The following is a 17338-nucleotide window of genomic DNA, read 5'->3' as shown; positions in this document are numbered from 1 at the left end:
GAAAGAATTGTCAATGGTGTGAGGGTACGTTGAACTCCACATATATATGCCGTAAAGATAATATCAGACATTTTCTACCCGATGATCGATTTCAACCTATCGAGACCTTGTAATGTTTAAAACACCTCAACGTAAGATAAGTTTATCCAAAAATATTGGAGAGAATCCTCAATACTAAGCAATCTGAAGGGAACTCATGAAGCGCCCCCAAACGCAGATGGAATTGGGACATGCTAAAAGCGTTGAAACAGGCAAGTAAACGATCTGCCATAGCTCTGCTCGGGCTTACTCACACCAAAGAAAGTAATTCAAGAGAAAGGATGGAGGATATGACGAAAAACCAAACACCGACAACCGATATTTCTTTAATTTCCAAAAGCATTGAAACTCGCGTTCAGGCGGTTGAGTTAGAAATTAAGGTAATTCGTGAACAGATGCTGACTTTCGACAAGATTCAAACCGAAGGATCCGCTTCGCCAAACACCATTCGGAGCGCTTCCACAAGAGAAGAACTCCGCGCTCACGTCGCCCGGATCACCCCCACCCTGGAAGGATGGTGCTCCCCCAGTAAGGCGGAACTTCTATCCAATCTCATTGTGGAGAATGATTGTAAAAATGTCGTTGAAATTGGAATTTTTGGTGGAAGATCCCTTATTCCAATGGCACTTACCATGAAATATCTGGGCCGCGGCCAGGTTTGGGGTGTCGAGCCCTGGAGCAACTCCGTGGCAGTAGAAACTGAAACAAACGCGGTGAACGATGCGTGGTGGGCATCGGTGGATTTCTCAAAGATCAAGAGAGGTTATTTCGAAACTCTCTTTCGCGAAGATCTGCTTTTGATTGCTCGTACCCTCGAAGTTTCCAGCGACGTTGCCTATGAAGCCCTGAAACTTTCCAAATACGACCTAATTCACATCGACGGGTCGCATTCCGAAGTGCAGGCCTACAATGATGCGGTCCGCTGGGCCGCCCTATTGGGCCCGAATGGCATATTGGTCTTCGACGACATTGCGTGGCCCAGCGTGGCCAAGGCGCGCAGATGGATCCTTGATAATTTCGAAGTCCTAAACGAGGTTTATGAAAACGACTCGGTCAGTTACGGCGCATATCGAAAGCGGCAATAACGGACGGCAGCCAATCAATAATTATCTGATAGCCTTTTGGATCACCAATGGCAAAAGGCTATCGGATAATCTCAACGATTCAAAACTTCAGGGCTCGCCATAACCACGCTGGCTTATCGGAATATCTTACCGATATTATATCGCCTGGCATCAATATTACCATACAAGGTACGGTATCACATGCCTTTGCGCGATTAACCAGGACGGAAGACACCTGACCGCCGAATATGTTGACGCTCGACGGCTGCACATGCGCATTCGAGATCGTCTCTTCACTGGCTGGAACAGGAGGGGTAACGGTCAGGTCTTGCAAAGCACTTTCCCAGATTATACCGGATGTCCCTTCAAATAATTTACCGGCGCCCCCATAAGCCATGTTCTTGAAAACATTACCGGAGCCAGCAACAGCGTTAATTCCGATCGTGCCTGGATCTGAAAAGCTCAAAACCCCTCCAATGAACGTATTGGACTGGACCGCCTTCCCGTCGATCAACAGTTGAACCTTGTTAACTTCCAAATCTATCGCGTCAAAAAGATTTCCGTTGATTGCATCGACATCTCCCGTCAGATTTAACCCGGTGTGACAGTTTCCGGCAGAGATCTTGATGGTATTCATCGATCCTGCCGTCATTTGTATGCCGATCCCCTGCCCTAAACCGTTACAATTTGCCGTTGCAAAAACACGGCTCATGTACAAACCATTGAACTTGAGTGCGACGCTTTCTTTATTTTCTGAATCGTTATTTACAACAATATTGTCGAGATTGAACCCGTTCAAGGCATCCGAAATCGACGTGGAGAAATTAACGAGAACCTTGTCGGAATTTCCAGAAAAGCTGATGCAACGAAAATCACCGTAGAATAGTGCCGTGGATGAAGTAAGCGTAAATCCATATCCACGATCAAACGAGATTCTGGAGCTACCGCCACAAGTCCCCCAAATGCGCGGTCCATGCGAATGGGGAGGCATATTCATCACGAGATTATCTGTAGCTCTGTAAATCCCGGTCGGTAAAAACAGACATGGGGACCTTTGAGAGCGCGCTTCGGCGCTCAAGGCCAGCCACTTCTTCAACGCACGGGTGTCGTCTGCTTCCCCATCAGCAATTGCGCCGAAATCTTGAGGTGAGAAACACCTCTCACTTAAATCTCGACGCGCATAATCTCTCCCAAACTGATCTGCGTTTCTATTGGAATCTTGCGCTAGGGATTGCGACACGAAAGAACCAACGCCGACAATCAGAGAGAAAATGATATTTGCTGTTACTCGGGCAATATGATTGAAATTTGCGCTAAGCTTGGATCGCGTCAAAATCGATATATTCGTCCCTCGATGTCTATGCGTTTCACAAGACCTGTCATGCATGCTCTTTTATGCTCCGAATGGCGATGATCAGGAATATCCAGACGCCGAGAGCGGCCACAAACGTGATCAAGATATCCTGAAATCGCTTCGGATAGAGGGCTTCCTGTGGCAAAGACGGCGATACGAAAGCAGCAAGATAGGTCATCTGGCGGTTGGCCTGCTCCCGAGCCTTCTCCAGCGAGGCCAGCGACGCCTTGTAGTTTTCCTCGGCAAAACGCCTTTCCGCGGCGAGTGCGTCGAATGCCCCGATATCCGCACTGAGCGGACGGCTGGCGTCCTCCGGCCCGGCGTTCGCTGCGCCCTTGTTCGTCAGCCTGCTTTCCGCCAAGGCGACTTGCGCCTGCATGGCACGGACCTTGCTTTCGGTTGCCCGCACGGTCGGTGAATCCGCACCCATATATTCCTTCTGCACGGCTAGGTCGGCATTGAACTTCGCCAATTGCTCTCGCAGCTTCGAGACGGCCATCAGTCCGCCCTCGGCTTCCTTTTCGGGATTTATGGTGCCCCTCGTATCCCGCAGCACGCGCTGATCGGCTAGGACGTTGCGCAGACGCTCTTCCGCCCGCGAGACCTCCTGCGTGGCTCCGCGCACGGCATCGTCTCGCGAACGCCGGGACAACTCATTCACCAGGGTCTCGGAATGCGCCAAAATGGATTGGGCCAACTTCTGGGAATCCTGAGGAGAAAACGCCCTCACCTGGACGGTCACGGACCCCGTCGTCAGATCAAAGAAGGGGTCTACGCGCTTGTTCCAATATTCGACGACTTTCTCACTGGAGGCATCCTGCCCCAGGCGCGAAAACCAATCCGTCTCCGTACCCCCGAATACCTTCGAGAAATCGTATTCCGCGCGAAGCTTGTCGACCAGTTCGCGGCTTCGGATGTATTGCACGACGACATAGGAATCGAGACCGATCTGCGATGCCGACGCCATGCCCTGGAACATGGCGGTGGCGTCGTTGCGTGGCATATCGGCCGCGCGCACGCCAAATCTGAACTCGGCTTCATACTGGGAGCTGGCAATGGCCAGGAAATAGAGGGCGGACACCACGGTCGGCACGACGACGATGACCAAGAAGGTTGCCAGGGCACCGAACCGCCTCCGAGGCTTTCGCTTTGGCCTGACCGAGCTCACCGGTTGCGCAAGGCTCGGCATGCCCGCCCCGGCGGGCTGCAGCTCGCCTTTTCCCGGTGGAACAGGGAGGTGGTCGGAGGCCGATGCGACAGGTGTCTCTTTCCTGAGCGCTAATTTGCTCATGGCATGCCTTCCATCAGAAGAGACTCATAGCTGTCCATCGCTTCGGTGACTGTCGAATGAAGCGTGAACCGGCCAGAATCCAAAACGGCCCCAACGTCGCAATAGTCCCGTATTGTCGCGATATTGTGAGAAACCATTATTAACGACGCCGTATCGAGTCTGGTTTCAAAAACTGCCGCACATTTTCGACGAAACCTTGCGTCACCGGTCTCAATCGCCTCATCCACGAGATACAGGTCAAAATCGATGGCGAAGCTGGCCCCGAAGGCCAGTCGGGCGAACATGCCTGACGAATAGGTACCTACCGGCATGTCGAAATAATGACCGAGTTCCGCAAACGATTGAACCCAATCGAGCATCTCTTCGGCCTGCATCCCGTAGATGTCGGCAAGAAAACGCACATTGGCTCGGCCCGTGAGGTCGGGATGAAAGGTGCCGGTAAAGCCGATTGGGAACGAGACCCTGCCGTTTCGATGAATTTGCCCCTTATCCGGCAACTCACTCCCCGCAATGAGCCTGAGAAGCGTCGATTTGCCCGCTCCATTGCGGCCGAGCACACCGACCCTCTGCCCACGCGGGATTGAGAAACTCGCCTCCTCGAGCACGACCCGCCGCCCACCCTGCGCGGCAAACGACTTTCTCACTCTTTGGAAATCCAGCATGGCGCCTCGCTAATGCAGCTTGCGACGGAGCGCGCGCTCGAGCATGACGCCGAAGATGAAGGTCCCGCCCGAAACCATGATCAGATATCCCCGATCCAACCAGGGCGGGTTATATTGATTAAAGAATCCATTCCTAAACCACTCGATGCCGACAAGTAGAGGATTCCACACCAATATATCTCGCACGAATACGGGCATAGCTTGTGCCATGTAAAATATTCCGGATGTAAAATACAAAACCCTCTGCAGAGCTTCCCATGTCTTTTTCCAAATCGGAAACAGAGATGACATCACATGATTGATGATCATCAAGCCAATTCCGAATATCCACAAGAGGAACAATGAAGACAATATGGCGTCGAAATTATTTATGCCTCTGAAGGCTCCAATGGCATAGAGCAGTATGAATATTATTACGGCGGTTGCCGTACTGATGATCAGCTCGGTTAAAGCCTCGGCCCAAAATATATCGAAGGTTCTTAGAATTGGAATGTCGAGCAGGTGCTTATGGGCTTGATGCCCCCCGACGCCATGGGCGCCAAGATGGGTCACCAGGAGGAAAGGGATGATACCGGTCGCATAGAAGAAGAACCAGTGATCGCCGAGGGGTGGCCGGCCATGCATCATCACGCTCATGACGGCCCAGAGCGTCACAATATGGATAAGCGGCTCGATCAAAACCGTTGCAATGCCAAACTGCGATCGACTGTCCCTCAGGCGCAGAAAGCGCATCGTCAGGCCCCAGATGACACGGCCATGGATTGCCATCTGATGGCCAATGGAACGCGATCCTCCTCCCGGAAATCCGTCCATGCGGTCGCGGGAGCGCGGCAATGGCTCAATCAGTTCGGCTGAACCAAGCGGGGTCGTGTCGATTTCGGAGCGTTGTCTCTCCGCGAGCGTGATCCGGAAGTCGCGATAACGGCTGTCTCCCGGCGCCAGGGCCAAAGCCGAACCGATGGCCGTGCGCGCCTCGTTGAGCTGGGCGTCCTCCCTCAGGTGATGGGCGAGGGCGTAAAAGGTGAGCGGGTCGGTGGGATTGAGTTCGGCCGCCCGGCGCATGAATTCGATCGCCTGGCTCTTGAAGCCGAGCTGCTTTGAAAGCCCCCCGACATGCACCCAATATTCGGCATTACGCTCGTCGAGGCGGATGGCGGCGAGCCCCTCGCTCAATGCCTCTCTGAGATTTCCCGTGAGAGTGAGCATGCCGCTGAGCGTGCGCCGGTAAGACGCCGCGGATGCGTGCTCCGCAATCAGGTCGCGAAGCAGGCGTATCGCATCCTGGAACCGACGCAGGGTCGAGAGCAAATGAACATAGTAATTGGCATAAGCCGTATTGCGCGGGTCTCGCTCCCGGCAGGTCAGCGCCAGAGAAAGAGCCTCGTCATTGTCACCCAGCATATGGTGGGCGTAGCTGTAGTTATAGAGCGCGTCCGTATCATCGGGATAATGGGCGAGGACGTCCTTGAGAACGAGCTTCGCCTCGGCGAAATCCTGCATTGTCATCAGGATATGCGCCGCACGCTTGAGGACGCCGTGATCCGGCCCGAGCCGCCGGATACCATCGCGCAGAGTTTCAACCGCTGCGCCCGTATCCCCGACGCCATGGAGCGCTTCGAAGAGAGTTGAAAAAGCGCCCCAGCCGGCATCGGGCTGAAGCACGGCTGCGCGGCCATAATGGCAGGCATTTCCAAAATCCTGCTGTGCCAGCAGGACGTTCATCAATCTGTCGCTGGTGCGTCCATCATAGGCAAGCCTGTCGGCCATTGCCTCAAGGAGGGCCAGGGCGCGCGCGCTCTTTCCCTCCCGAGTCAAGCTATCGACGCTTTCCAGCAGAGAATTCACATCTCCGGAGGCGATCAGGCGATCAATCGCGTCTTCTTCAATCAGCCTTTCGTCAGGCAAGGCCACCATGCCGCGGTCTGCTCCGTAACGCTCCGCAATTCGCCTCGTGCAGGATGCAAGCACCAGACCTCGGCATCTTGCTCATGAAATGAGGCGAACATCGTGATGCTAGCATAACCCCGATGTGAAAACTTGGCACGTCCGCACGCCACCGCTCTCGAAGCGGCAGCGGCAGTCCCCGTCTCGACAGGACGAGCGGCTCACGACGCCTCGCGGTTGTAGACGTCTTCAAGGCGGATGATGTCGTCCTCGCCGAAATAGCCGCCCGTCTGCACCTCGATGATCTCCAGATCGATCTTGCCGGGGTTTTCCATGCGATGTACCGCTCCGATGGGGATGTAGACGGATTCATTCTCATGCACCGACTTCACCTCGGTACCGACGGTGACCAGAGCGGTGCCGCGCACCACGATCCAGTGCTCCGAGCGATGATGATGCTTTTGCAGGGACAAGCGTCCGCCTGGCTTGACCACGATGGACTTGACCTGATGGCGCTCGCTCAGATCAAGCGAGCGATAGCTGCCCCACGGCCGGAAGGACTGCCGATGCTCCTGCGTCAGTGCGGCATGGCTGGTCTTGAGCCCTTCGACCAGAACTTTGACGCCGGCGGCATCGTCGCGGCGGGCGACCAGAATGGCATCGGAGGTGGCGATAACGGCAACCTCGTCAAGCCCAACGACAGCAACCAGCGGCCCATCCGTCGAAACAAAATTGGCGCTGGCATTGACGAAAGCAGCCTGCCCCCGTGCGGCATTGCCGGCCTCGTCCTGGCCATGGAGATCGCGAACCGCGCTCCAGGAGCCGACATCCGACCAGTCAAAGGCGGCGACAACCACCGCGGCGCGCACCGTGCGCTCCATCACCGCATAGTCGATGGAGCGCGCCTCGGCCTGCGCAAAGGCCTCGGCGTCGAGACGCAGAAAGCCGAGATCGTCGTGCTGGGCGGCGACGGCGCTTGTTACTGCGGCGGCGGTCTGCGGGTCATGGATTTCGTACTCGCCGAGCAGCACCCCCGCCTGGAACAGGAAATTGCCCGAGTTCCACAAGAAGCCCTCGGCAACATAGCGCTCCGCGGTCGCCGCGTCCGGCTTCTCGACGAAGCGAGCCACACGCCGCCCGCCCGCGGTGATCTCCTCGCCAGGCTCGATATAGCCATAGCTGGTGGCCGGGCCGGTAGGCTCGACGCCGAAGGTGGCGATAAGGCCGACCTTGGCGACAGTCGCTGCTTGTCGGCATGCCTGGCGGAACCCCTCGATATCCCGCACCATATGATCGGCTGCCAAGGCCAGTACCAGGGCCCCCTCGCCGAACCGCTCGGCGATGTGGTGTGTGCCGGCCAGAATGGCAGGCCCCGAATCGCGGGCCTGCGGCTCCAGCAGCACGTCGGCTTCGATGCCGAGCGCTTCCAACTGATCGGCGACCAGAAAGCGGTGATCCTTGTTGGTGACGATGACGGGACGCCCAAAGAGAGCGGGCTCGGCGACCCGACGTAGGGTCTCCTGAAAGGTCGACAGTATCCCGAACAGCGGCAGGAACTGCTTGGGCCGGTTGGAGCGGGAGGAGGGCCAGAGCCGTGTGCCGGAGCCGCCGCACATAATCAGAGGATGGATCAGGTCAAGCGACCCGGATTTGAATGCCACGATTTCGGACGCCACACACATCTCCAACAGGTTCACGCCTCACGGCGAATGGCAGATCACGGCGCCAATGACGTAAGGATTCTCGGGCATAGATACCAATGCCTTCATAGCAGGCAAGCGGCATCTCAGAAAAAAATGACAAAGATGTGACCTTCTTCTCTATTCCGTACCCTACTTTTTCACGAACTTAACGCATCAACTCCACAGAGACAGGCTGAGAAACGGTTACAATTGACCTTTCCGATGAAAAACGCCATAGCACCATTGACACCCCGAACAAATACCCTCGAATTTTCATTCACGATGCGAGTTATAAGCAAAATATTACCTCTCTTCCTCCAGGGAAGGATCCCTCGTACGGAGCCGCATTCATGAGTACGGTATCATTACGGCAGGGGCCACCGTCGCGGCTCGAGCAAACACAAACGCCCCGCCCTTTCGGGCGAGGCGTGCTTGCAAAAATCGATCGGCTGGAGAACCGGGACTTAGCGCCCGATCGTCGAGAGATTGGCGCCGGCGCTGACGATACCCACGCCACCACCGATCATCTGCAGGAACTTGCTGAGGTCGGTCGAGGGTGCGTTCGAGATGTAGAGCACGTCCTTGTTGCGCATCAGGAAACGTTGCGACCACAGGAAGGAGCCTGGATTCTTCATGTCGAGGCGATAGACTACGGGTACACTGCCCGAACGATAACCGCCCGGTGCCGCTCCGCCCCTGAGTTCGCGATAGGCGTCTGCGTCTTCATAGCGGAACACGAAGACGCCACTGGCATCCGAACGCTGGTCGTTGAGACCGCCGGACTTGCCGATGGCTTCCGCGAGGGTGACCCTGTCGCTCGTAAATTCGATGGTGTCATTTTTCCCAGTAGCGCCGAGCACGGTGAAGGTACGCGGCTCGCGGTAGATGAAGAGTTGGTCGTCCGCGCGCATATAGATGTTCTCGCGTGGGTTGGAGACCAACGAGGTCAGGCTTTCCACGCCGGTGCGCGACCCGCGCGTCAGGCGAACGAAGAGATCGTGGGCGGCTGCCCGCGGGCCACCGGCGAGGGCGATCGCATCCAGCACGCGCGTGCCCTTGACAGCGAGGGGGAAGCGTCCGCCCTGGCCGACTTCGCCGGACACCGTGACGAGATTGGCGGCATTCTGGGTGAGCGTGACCAGCACCTGCGGCTCGATCGCCTTGGACGACAAGGCACTGACGACGGCCTGGCCGACCTGGGCCGGGGTGCGGCCGGCGGCGACGACACTGCCGGCATAGGGCACATTGATGCGCCCGCCGCGATCGATCTGCTGGGGCGGCAACTGCACGCTCTTGCTGCCTGCGCTGCCGGTGGCGTCGGCGGTACCGAACAGGCCGCCCGAACTCGCCTCGAAAATCGAAACCGCGACCATGTCGCCCACGCCCAGCGTGCCGCTCGATGGCGGGCCGCCGGCAGCAAAGCTGCCAAGGAAGCCGGTCGGCCGATGCCGCGACAACACGGCGACGGTCGCGGCGTTGACGTCGAAAATAAAATAGGGGCTCGCAACCGCCCGTCCCTGCGCGCCACCACTCTGCTGGGTGTTCAGAATGGTTCGGGCCGTAGGCCCGGCGTTCGGCAGGCTCGAGCAAGCCGCAAGGCTGGCGGTGATCAGGAGAATGACTGGAATACGCAACACTTCAACATCACTCACTTTTCAACAGCACCATAATTTCTCACCACTAGTTGGGCACGACAAGCACAGAAGGCATTCTTGGTAAAGAGGATCACCGACAAGCGGCAGAAAACACCAAATTTATGTCCACCTTATTACCCCCTGCAGCGAGGCCAAGCCAGAAGCCACCAGCCGCGCTGCATTCTCACAAATTCTGCAGATCCATTGGCCGTTTCACCGACCTGATCCGACATGTCGTCGTGGGACGCCTTCCCATCTTTCGCTTTCGTTTCGAGCTCCCTAAGGGTAAGTAGGAACCCGAATTGTGACGCTGGGGCACTCGATCTGAAAGGTCCAAAGGAGAGTCGCGTGACAACCCAATCCTCTTTGCAAATTTTCGACAGCGAGGCAACCGATTTTTCCTCAGACCAGACAGCCCGTTCTCGGCAAAAACCAAAACTTGCACTGATAAGCACATATGATGAACTATGCGGTATCGCTGCGTACACTACACATATTAGAAAACAACTAGAAGACCACTTTGAAGTTACAGTCTTTGACCTGGACCAGTATTTCTTGCGTCATGCCAATCCGCGAGTGATCAAACTCGGAGATATGCATATCAAGGAGATATGCGCGAAGCTTTCATCCTTCGATGCGGTCAACCTCCAACTCGAGTTCGGAACGCTCGGCCGGGACGATATTGACATATTGCGCAGGCTGCGCTGGATCATCAATGCCGCGCCAGCGATTTCCGTAACGTTTCATACAATTCTGCAATCTCAACCGCTCAGTGCGAAATCTCTCCTGCAGAAAGCCGCGCGCCTGCAGTTTACCAAGGTATGGGGGGAGATAAGATCGAGCCGGCGCACCAATCGCCTGGCATCGGTCCCATTCCAGTTGCTCCGGTCGTCGCAGCGCCGCAGGCCCACCAGCGTTATCGTGCATACTAGGCGAGACATGCGTTACATGCGCTTCGTCAACCGCCTTAACCACGTTTATGATCACCCTTTGGCGTTCCTGACCCCCGAAGACGCTAATGCCTATCAGCAGGCCTCACGGACGGAATTTCCGCTGCTTGCAAACTTGCCCAAGGACGCAAAACTGATCGGCGTATTTGGATTTCTCGGCCCTTACAAAGGGTTCGAGACGGCAATCCGCGCCCTCCATCTACTGCCACCGAACTATCATCTTCTCGTCTTCGGCGGCGTGCACCCGCAGACGATACGCAAGGAGCAGAAGATCGATCCCTACATCCGGACCCTGCTGGATGAGGCCTATATCGGGAAGAATCTTGTCGACCAGCTTGAGAACTCAGAAGTTACCTTGAACTTGTCGCTCGATTCTTCTGCATCCCTGGCTCTCGATCAGCACCCCAAGGACCTCAGCCAGCGCATCCATTTCATGGGAGCCCTCCCGGACGAGCAGTTCGCCCGAGGTATGGCGATCTGCGATACCGTGGTCTTTCCTTACCTTGAAGTGGGGCAGTCGTCGTCGGGGCCCATAAGCCAGGCAATCGAGCTCGGCTTGCGCGTGATCGCCTCGCGGACGCTGGCTTATCTCCAACTCGCCCGCTATCACAGAGACGTGATCGAGTTTTTCGATATCGGCAATCATCTGGAACTGGCGCAGCGCCTGCAAGCTCCGGCAGCCCACCCGACCGAAGCAAGAAATATTCAATATAATACCGATACAAACATGCAAATCTATCGTATGGCCAACGGCATCAAGGTCGATATATCCTAAGTACGCTTGGTCCTCGTCGTTCGTGATCTACCGCCACGAGAGGTTCGCCGGCACATTGGGCCTGGGCGCTATTGAGTAGAAGCTGATGGATCAGTCCTGGTTGCCTCGTCCTGGCAGCGTTATCGGCCTGCCCTTGGTCACCCTGCTGCGCTTTCCCGATCTGGGCGAGTTGCTGCCGGATTACCGGCTGGTGGCGCTGGAACGGGCTGGAGCGCGGGTTGACGCCATCGCCGGCTGGGGCCGCAAGCTGCCGGCTCGCTGGGCCAGGTATAGGGCTGCCCGGCTTTCCCGCCCCTTCTTCACGCTGGAGGACGGCTTCCTGCGCTCGGTCGGCCTCGGCAAGATGGGGGCGGCCGCCGTTTCGGTGGTGATGGACGACCTCGGCGTTTATTACGACGCCCGCACACCGTCGCGGCTCGAACACGAATTGGCGGGGGGGGATTTCCGCGCGTCCCGGCCACGCGCGGCCGCCCTGCGCGAAGACATCGTGCAACGGCGGCTGACCAAATATAATCACCTTCCCGACACTCCCGTGTCGCTGGGGCCGCGCGGAAACCGGCGGATCCTGCTGGTGGAGCAGGTCGCGGGCGATTTATCGATCGCCGGGGCCTGCGCCGACGAGACGAGTTTTGCCGCCATGCTGGCCGATGCTCTCGCCCTGCAGGACGCGCAGGTCATCATCCGCTCCCATCCGGATGTGATGGCGGGCCGAGCCCAAGGCAGCTTCTCCGGCCTCCCGGCCGCTGCCCATCTGCGCCGGCTCGATGATGCGGTCTCCCCTCATGCCGTGCTCGATGAGGTCGACGAGGTCTGGACCGTCTCAAGCCAGCTCGGCTTCGACGCCCTACTGCGCGGCCTGCCGGTGCGGTGCTATGGCGTGCCCTTCTACGCCGGCTGGAATTTGACCGAGGACCGGCCGGTCCGGCCGAGCGCGCACGAAGCCTTGGCCCGCCGCCTTCAGGCACGGACCGGCGCCCCGCTCGACATCGTCGATCTCGTCGATGCCGCCCTGATCCGCTACCCGCTCTATGCCGATCCGATCACCCGTCGCGCCGCCAGCCCGGAACAGGCGATCGCACGGCTACAAGGCTGGCGCGCCCATGCCGGCCACTGGCGCGGGGAGACCGAGGCCGTCGCCATCAAACAGCACAAGCGGCCGATATTGCGGCGCTACTGTGCCGCCCCCGGCGGTACCCTTCGCTTCAGCGCAGCGGCCTCTGGCAAGGCACGGCAGCTGAGTTGGGGTCTGCCGCCTTCCGCCGCCGGCGGGGCTGCGAGGGCACCAGCGATCACGGTCGAAGACGGTTTCCTCAGATCGGTCGGGCTCGGCTTCCCCGGCACCGTGCCGATCTCGCTGTGCTTCGATGCCAGCGGCATCTATTACAATGCAACCGCCATCAGCGACCTCGAAACCCTGCTCGAAACCGGCACGTTTCCTGCCGAACTTACCGATCGCGCCGCCCGGCTGCGCCAAGCGATCCTGCAGGCCGGCCTGACCAAATATAATCTGAGCAGCGACGTGCCTGACGAGGTTCCTCGGCAGGCGCGGGGCCGCCGGCGCGTGCTGGTGACGGGACAAGTGCCGGATGACCAATCCCTCAAGCTGGGCCTGCCCTGCCAGGCCAGCAATCTCGAATTTCTCCGGGCCGTCCGCCGGGACTGCCCCGACGCCTTCGTCATCTTCAAGGAGCACCCCGATCTGGTGGCCGGCAAACGGCCCGGCCTGAGCGATCGGAACGAGGCCTGCGCCCTGGCCGATCATCTGGCAGTGTCGGGCGATGCGGCGGCCTGGATCGACTTTGCCGACGAAGTGCATGTGCGGACCTCGCTGGCGGGATTCGAGGCCCTGTTGCGAGACAAGCCCGTGACCTGCCACGGCGCGCCCTTCTTTGCCGGCTGGGGCCTGACGACCGACCGCGTCGCCATACCGCGCCGCACGCAGCGCCGCACGCTCGACGAATTGGTGGCTGCCGCCCTCATCCTCTATCCGACCTATCTTCACCCCATCCGGCGGCTGCCAATGGAAGCCGAAGATGCGGTGGCCTGGTTGAGCGCGGCGCGCCAGGCCCCTGCCGGAAGAACCAACCCCTTGCGCCGAATCATACGCTGGTGGCCACGCAATGCAGTTTCTTTTTGACGTATCGCGGCACCTGCGCCGGCTCATTCGCACCACGCCCACCGGCATAGACCGGGTCGATGCCGCCTATATCCGGCTGCTGCCCGATCTCGCCGGCGACGTCTCCTTCGTGGCCAAGATGCCCGGCTTCAACGGCCTGCGGCGTGTCGACAGGCTCCTACCATCCACGGAATACCTGGCCTGGCAGGGCCTCGACGTCGACGAGGATCGCATCTACAGCGATTTGGCCGATTATCTGGCCGCACCGGCCTGGCTCTCCGAACGCGGCTGCCGCCGCCTGGCGGAAACCGGCCGTACCGAGCCTTCCGCCGCCCGGGTAGCGCTCGCCGGCATGCGGCAGGTCTTCGGCACCCGGGACTTGCCTCCCGACCTGCGCGGATCGGTGTATCTCAATACCTCCCACTCCGGCCTGGAAAACACGCTTAAAATTCGGGAGATGAAGCGGCGGGGCGCCCGCATCGTCGCTATGCTGCACGATCTCATTCCTATCGATTTTCCGGAGTTTTGCCGCGAAGGGGAGGCGGACAAGCATCACCGACGCATGCTTTCCTTGCTGCAGCATGCCGATCTGATCATCGCCAATTCGGCTTATTCGCGCGATCGGTTCATCGCATGGCTGGCGACGATCACCCCGCGGGGCGAACGCCGCTCCCCTGCGCCACCCATCGTGGTGGTGCCTCTGGCCGTCGAGAACGAGTTCCTGACCCGCCAGGCGCTGCGGCCACCCCCCTCACAAATACCCTATTTCGTCTGTCTCGGCACGATCGAGGCCCGCAAGAATCACACCCTGCTCCTGCTGCTTTGGCGCCGGCTCGCCGAGAAACTCGGTACGGCCTGTCCGCGCCTGGTCCTGGTGGGACGGCGAGGCTGGAAGGTCGATCAGGTCCTGGATCTGCTGACCCATGCGGCACCGCTGGCCCGCCACGTCGTGGAAGTTTCGGACCTCAGCGACCGAGCCGTGGCCTCCTTGATTGCCGGCGCTCACGGCATGGTGCAGCCGTCATTGGTGGAGGGGTTCGGGCTGCCGATCCTCGAAGCCAATGCCCTCGGCGTGCCGGTGATCGCCTCCGATATTCCCGCCCACCGCGAAGTGGCGGAGCTTGCCGGCCATCACGGCATCAGCCTGGTCGACCCCATCGACCTGCCGCAATGGATGGGCGCGGTGACGACACTGGCCTCGGACCGTTTCGAGCTCAGCACCCGTGTCGCCGTGCCCACATGGCAGGATCACGTACAGCAGGCCCTCGAGGTCATGCGCGATCATTTCCAGCACTCGGCCTCGAAAAACAACTTCGTCAGGGGGAGGCCAGCATGAGATAGGACTGTTTCATGCTACCATCTACCTTAGGGAAATTTTCCCATTTGAGATACAATTTTCTACTTTATCAAACCAGCTTTGGTAAAACTCCTTTGTGATTACAGCCAAATCATCTTATCTTGCATTGGCCGGGCGGATCCTCCACCTTCGGGCTCTCATAGAACTGAAGATGTTATTTCCGGGCTACCTGTTGCATCAAAGCTACAGACTCGTGTTTCGAAAACTGGCATGGTGACCTTACCTTTAGGAGTAACGCATATGAGAATCTCTGCAGCAGCAATTGCTCTCCTGCTCACGTCGACGGCCGCTATCGCTGCCGATCTTGCGCCTGCACCCGTTGAGCCTGTGGCACCGGTTGTCCTGCCGTTTTCCTGGACGGGCTTTTATGCTGGTGCGAACGTCGGTTATGCCTTTGGCGGCCGCGATACGGTTGGCATTCATAATCCGACTTTCATCGGCGACATCGGCAAGCTGACGGGCAAGGGTTTCCTTGGTGGCTTGCAGGCCGGCTATAACTACCAGTTCGACAACATCGTGGTCGGTCTCGAAACCGACTTCCAGGGTGCCCAGATCAAGGACACCGTGCATGGCGTCGTCGCTGGCGCTCCCGGTCGCGCTCGCTCGGACATCAAGTGGTACGGCACCCTGCGTCCGCGCATCGGCTATGCCTATGATCGCTTCCTGATCTACGCAACCGGTGGTCTGGCCTACGGCAACATCGACTACAAGCTGAGCTATAACGGCGCTTCCTTCAGCGACAGCAACACCAAGGTGGGCTGGACCGCAGGCGCCGGTGTCGAATACGCCTTCACCGACAACATCTCGGGCCGTATCGAATATCAGTATGTGAATTTCGGCAGCTACACGGTACGCGGCGGCGGCACCCTCAATTCCAAGGCTTCGCCGGACTTCCACGCTGTGCGCCTCGGTGTGAACTACAAGTTCTGATCTAGCGCTGCTGCATTTGATTCATCGCATAAACGGGGGCATTTTTGCCCCCGTTTTTGTTTGTTGGAATGACGAGAACGACACGGGCGCGTAAGAAATGGACGGGCGTTGCCAGCACCATCAGAGCACGCTCTCATCCATTCTAAGTCGGCTAAATAAAAGCTGCATGGCCTTTGCGGCACCGGGATATGGTAGCGTTTGGACGGCCCTGCGTTCCTGCTGGCCATCGGGATGCTTCACCATACTATTCGAGAATGCGAAGTTCCGTTACGCGATTTCAAGCCGATTTCGGCACACGCGCAGGGCTTCTTTTCGGCAGTTCCACCACATTGTCGTCGATGCGACTGATCAGGTTGCTGATAGTGAGATCGAAGTAACGGCTGAGATAATAGGAGCCGTTGATCTGCGTCTCGACCACCAGGTGACTGATGAAGGCGTTTTTCGCCGCTGCGTTGGGCAGGAAGGGAGCGTTCCAGAACTGTTTCAACTTGTCTTCGCCGCCCTGGGCCACGAGGCCATCAATGGCATAATGCGCATTCCCGAGCACGAATACCGGGCAATTGCGCTGCAGAGCCAGAATTCCCGTGGTGCTGTTGACCGTGATCATACCACGAGCGTGCCGGATCAGCAGTCCCGTCGGCCCGTCGTCGATCAGGGAGACCCGATCCGCCACCCCCGCCAATTTGGCAAGCTGCGCCACGAAACGGTGGTAGGGCCGATGTCCGCGGTCGAGCGGATGGGCCTTGAAGGCAAGGCGGGTGCCAGGCGGTGCATGCTTGGCAAAGGAGCGGATCGTGGCTTCGATCATGCGCTCCATGGTCCAGCCCGCCCCATGGACGCGCAATTGCAGATCATCGTGGACCTGAAGGGCCGCAACAAAATATTTGCGGTCGAAATGATCGACGAGGTCGATGATCTTCTTCGCATTGGTCCAGCGATCGGTGTATTTGCGGATGGCATTGCGACTCCAGAGCATCGCCTCGCCGAGCAAGGAACGCTCGCGATGATGCGAGTATTGCCGGAACACCACATTGCCGGCCGACATCGCCACGTAATACTTGAAGGCCCACCAGGCCATGGGCTTGAAGCTCGTCGCCGGGATCGTCACCGGCGCCTCGATGGAGGTCACCTTGGTGCGGTCATAGGCCGACAGGACCCGCGGTAGGGGCGAGGCCGCATTGTTGCCCTCTCGTTCGGCGGTCACATAATCGGGCCGGATATAGCCTTCCTCGAGGCACCAGACATCGACACCAAGCTCCCGGCACAGGGCCACGGCCACCTGGTGATAGGGGCGCTGGTCACCGAACAGGATCACCTTGTCCGGCTTCTGGCCAAGCAGGAACTGTGAGAACCAGCCACGCCAAGCCGACAGGCTGTCGGAAAACATGACGAACGGAATCCGCCTGGAATAGATGCGGTCTCCGAGATTGAAATTGATCTTGAGGACTCTGTCGCCACGCGCCAGGAGCGATTGCGCAAGCTCGGAAAAAAAGGGCCCCACCGGTCCCTGGAGCAGCACAATGAACTTGGGACGCGGCATCGGCAATCCGATAATTGATTCAAACTGGAACAGCCTGGACATACTGATAGTTCTTGCCGC

12 protein-coding genes are annotated in these 17338 nt (G+C 58.4%); 5 read left to right on the top strand and 7 right to left on the bottom strand.

Translation table 11 applies throughout. From position 1 onward, the window contains the following. Positions 1 to 230: 230 nt before the first annotated feature. Complete coding sequence (locus AB4037_RS06530; protein ID WP_441770945.1) at positions 231 to 1124, top strand: class I SAM-dependent methyltransferase; 894 nt, start codon at positions 231 to 233, stop codon at positions 1122 to 1124. A 79-nt stretch (positions 1125 to 1203) separates the two neighbouring features. On the opposite strand, the gene AB4037_RS06525 is transcribed toward AB4037_RS06530, so the two are convergent. The 6 genes from AB4037_RS06525 to AB4037_RS06500 all read right to left on the bottom strand — a co-directional run bounded on the left by AB4037_RS06525 (position 1204) and on the right by AB4037_RS06500 (position 9613). Further along, on the bottom strand, positions 1204 to 2436 hold the full coding sequence (locus AB4037_RS06525) for a hypothetical protein (RefSeq protein ID WP_441770944.1): 1233 nt from the start codon (positions 2434 to 2436) through the stop codon (positions 1204 to 1206). Positions 2437 to 2482: 46 nt separating this feature from the next. After that, the gene (locus AB4037_RS06520; protein WP_441770943.1) at positions 2483 to 3436 is read right to left on the bottom strand and encodes a hypothetical protein; all 954 of its coding nucleotides are present in this window, start codon (positions 3434 to 3436) and stop codon (positions 2483 to 2485) included. A gap of 308 nt (positions 3437 to 3744) precedes the next feature. Then, on the bottom strand, positions 3745 to 4410 hold the full coding sequence (locus AB4037_RS06515) for an ABC transporter ATP-binding protein (protein WP_441770942.1): 666 nt from the start codon (positions 4408 to 4410) through the stop codon (positions 3745 to 3747). Between the two features lie 9 nt (positions 4411 to 4419). After that, the gene (locus tag AB4037_RS06510; RefSeq protein WP_441770941.1) at positions 4420 to 6324 is read right to left on the bottom strand and encodes a tetratricopeptide repeat protein; all 1905 of its coding nucleotides are present in this window, start codon (positions 6322 to 6324) and stop codon (positions 4420 to 4422) included. Positions 6325 to 6515: 191 nt separating this feature from the next. Further along, a complete protein-coding gene (locus AB4037_RS06505; RefSeq protein WP_441770940.1) occupies positions 6516 to 7970 on the bottom strand; it encodes a mannose-1-phosphate guanylyltransferase/mannose-6-phosphate isomerase in 1455 nt (484 codons plus the stop codon). Between the two features lie 470 nt (positions 7971 to 8440). After that, positions 8441 to 9613 carry a polysaccharide biosynthesis/export family protein gene (locus tag AB4037_RS06500; RefSeq protein ID WP_441770939.1) on the bottom strand — a complete coding sequence of 391 codons (1173 nt, stop codon included), beginning with the start codon at positions 9611 to 9613 and terminating at the stop codon, positions 8441 to 8443. 345 nt (positions 9614 to 9958) lie between these two features. On the opposite strand from AB4037_RS06500, the gene AB4037_RS06495 reads away from it, so the two are divergent. The 4 genes from AB4037_RS06495 (at position 9959) to AB4037_RS06480 (ending at position 15738) form a co-directional block, all read left to right on the top strand. After that, on the top strand, positions 9959 to 11335 hold the full coding sequence (locus tag AB4037_RS06495) for a hypothetical protein (protein WP_434958641.1): 1377 nt from the start codon (positions 9959 to 9961) through the stop codon (positions 11333 to 11335). A gap of 85 nt (positions 11336 to 11420) precedes the next feature. Beyond that, a complete protein-coding gene (locus tag AB4037_RS06490) occupies positions 11421 to 13472 on the top strand; it encodes a capsular polysaccharide biosynthesis protein (RefSeq protein ID WP_441770938.1) in 2052 nt (683 codons plus the stop codon). Next, positions 13456 to 14787 carry a glycosyltransferase family 4 protein gene (locus AB4037_RS06485; RefSeq protein WP_441770937.1) on the top strand — a complete coding sequence of 444 codons (1332 nt, stop codon included), beginning with the start codon at positions 13456 to 13458 and terminating at the stop codon, positions 14785 to 14787. The genes AB4037_RS06490 and AB4037_RS06485 overlap by 17 nt, the downstream gene beginning before the upstream one ends. Positions 14788 to 15048: 261 nt before the next feature. Beyond that, positions 15049 to 15738 (top strand): outer membrane protein, encoded by a 690-nt coding sequence (locus AB4037_RS06480; RefSeq protein WP_441770936.1) that lies wholly within the window; start codon positions 15049 to 15051, stop codon positions 15736 to 15738. Between the two features lie 277 nt (positions 15739 to 16015). On the opposite strand, the gene AB4037_RS06475 is transcribed toward AB4037_RS06480, so the two are convergent. Beyond that, positions 16016 to 17278 (bottom strand): capsule biosynthesis protein, encoded by a 1263-nt coding sequence (locus AB4037_RS06475; RefSeq protein ID WP_441770935.1) that lies wholly within the window; start codon positions 17276 to 17278, stop codon positions 16016 to 16018. Positions 17279 to 17338 lie beyond the last annotated feature (60 nt).

The sequence above is a fragment of the Labrys sp. KB_33_2 genome (assembly GCF_052114505.1).
GTDB lineage: Bacteria > Pseudomonadota > Alphaproteobacteria > Rhizobiales > Labraceae > Labrys.
The sequence above is the reverse complement of the archived record's forward strand: the minus strand, read 5'-3'. Positions and strand labels throughout refer to the sequence as shown.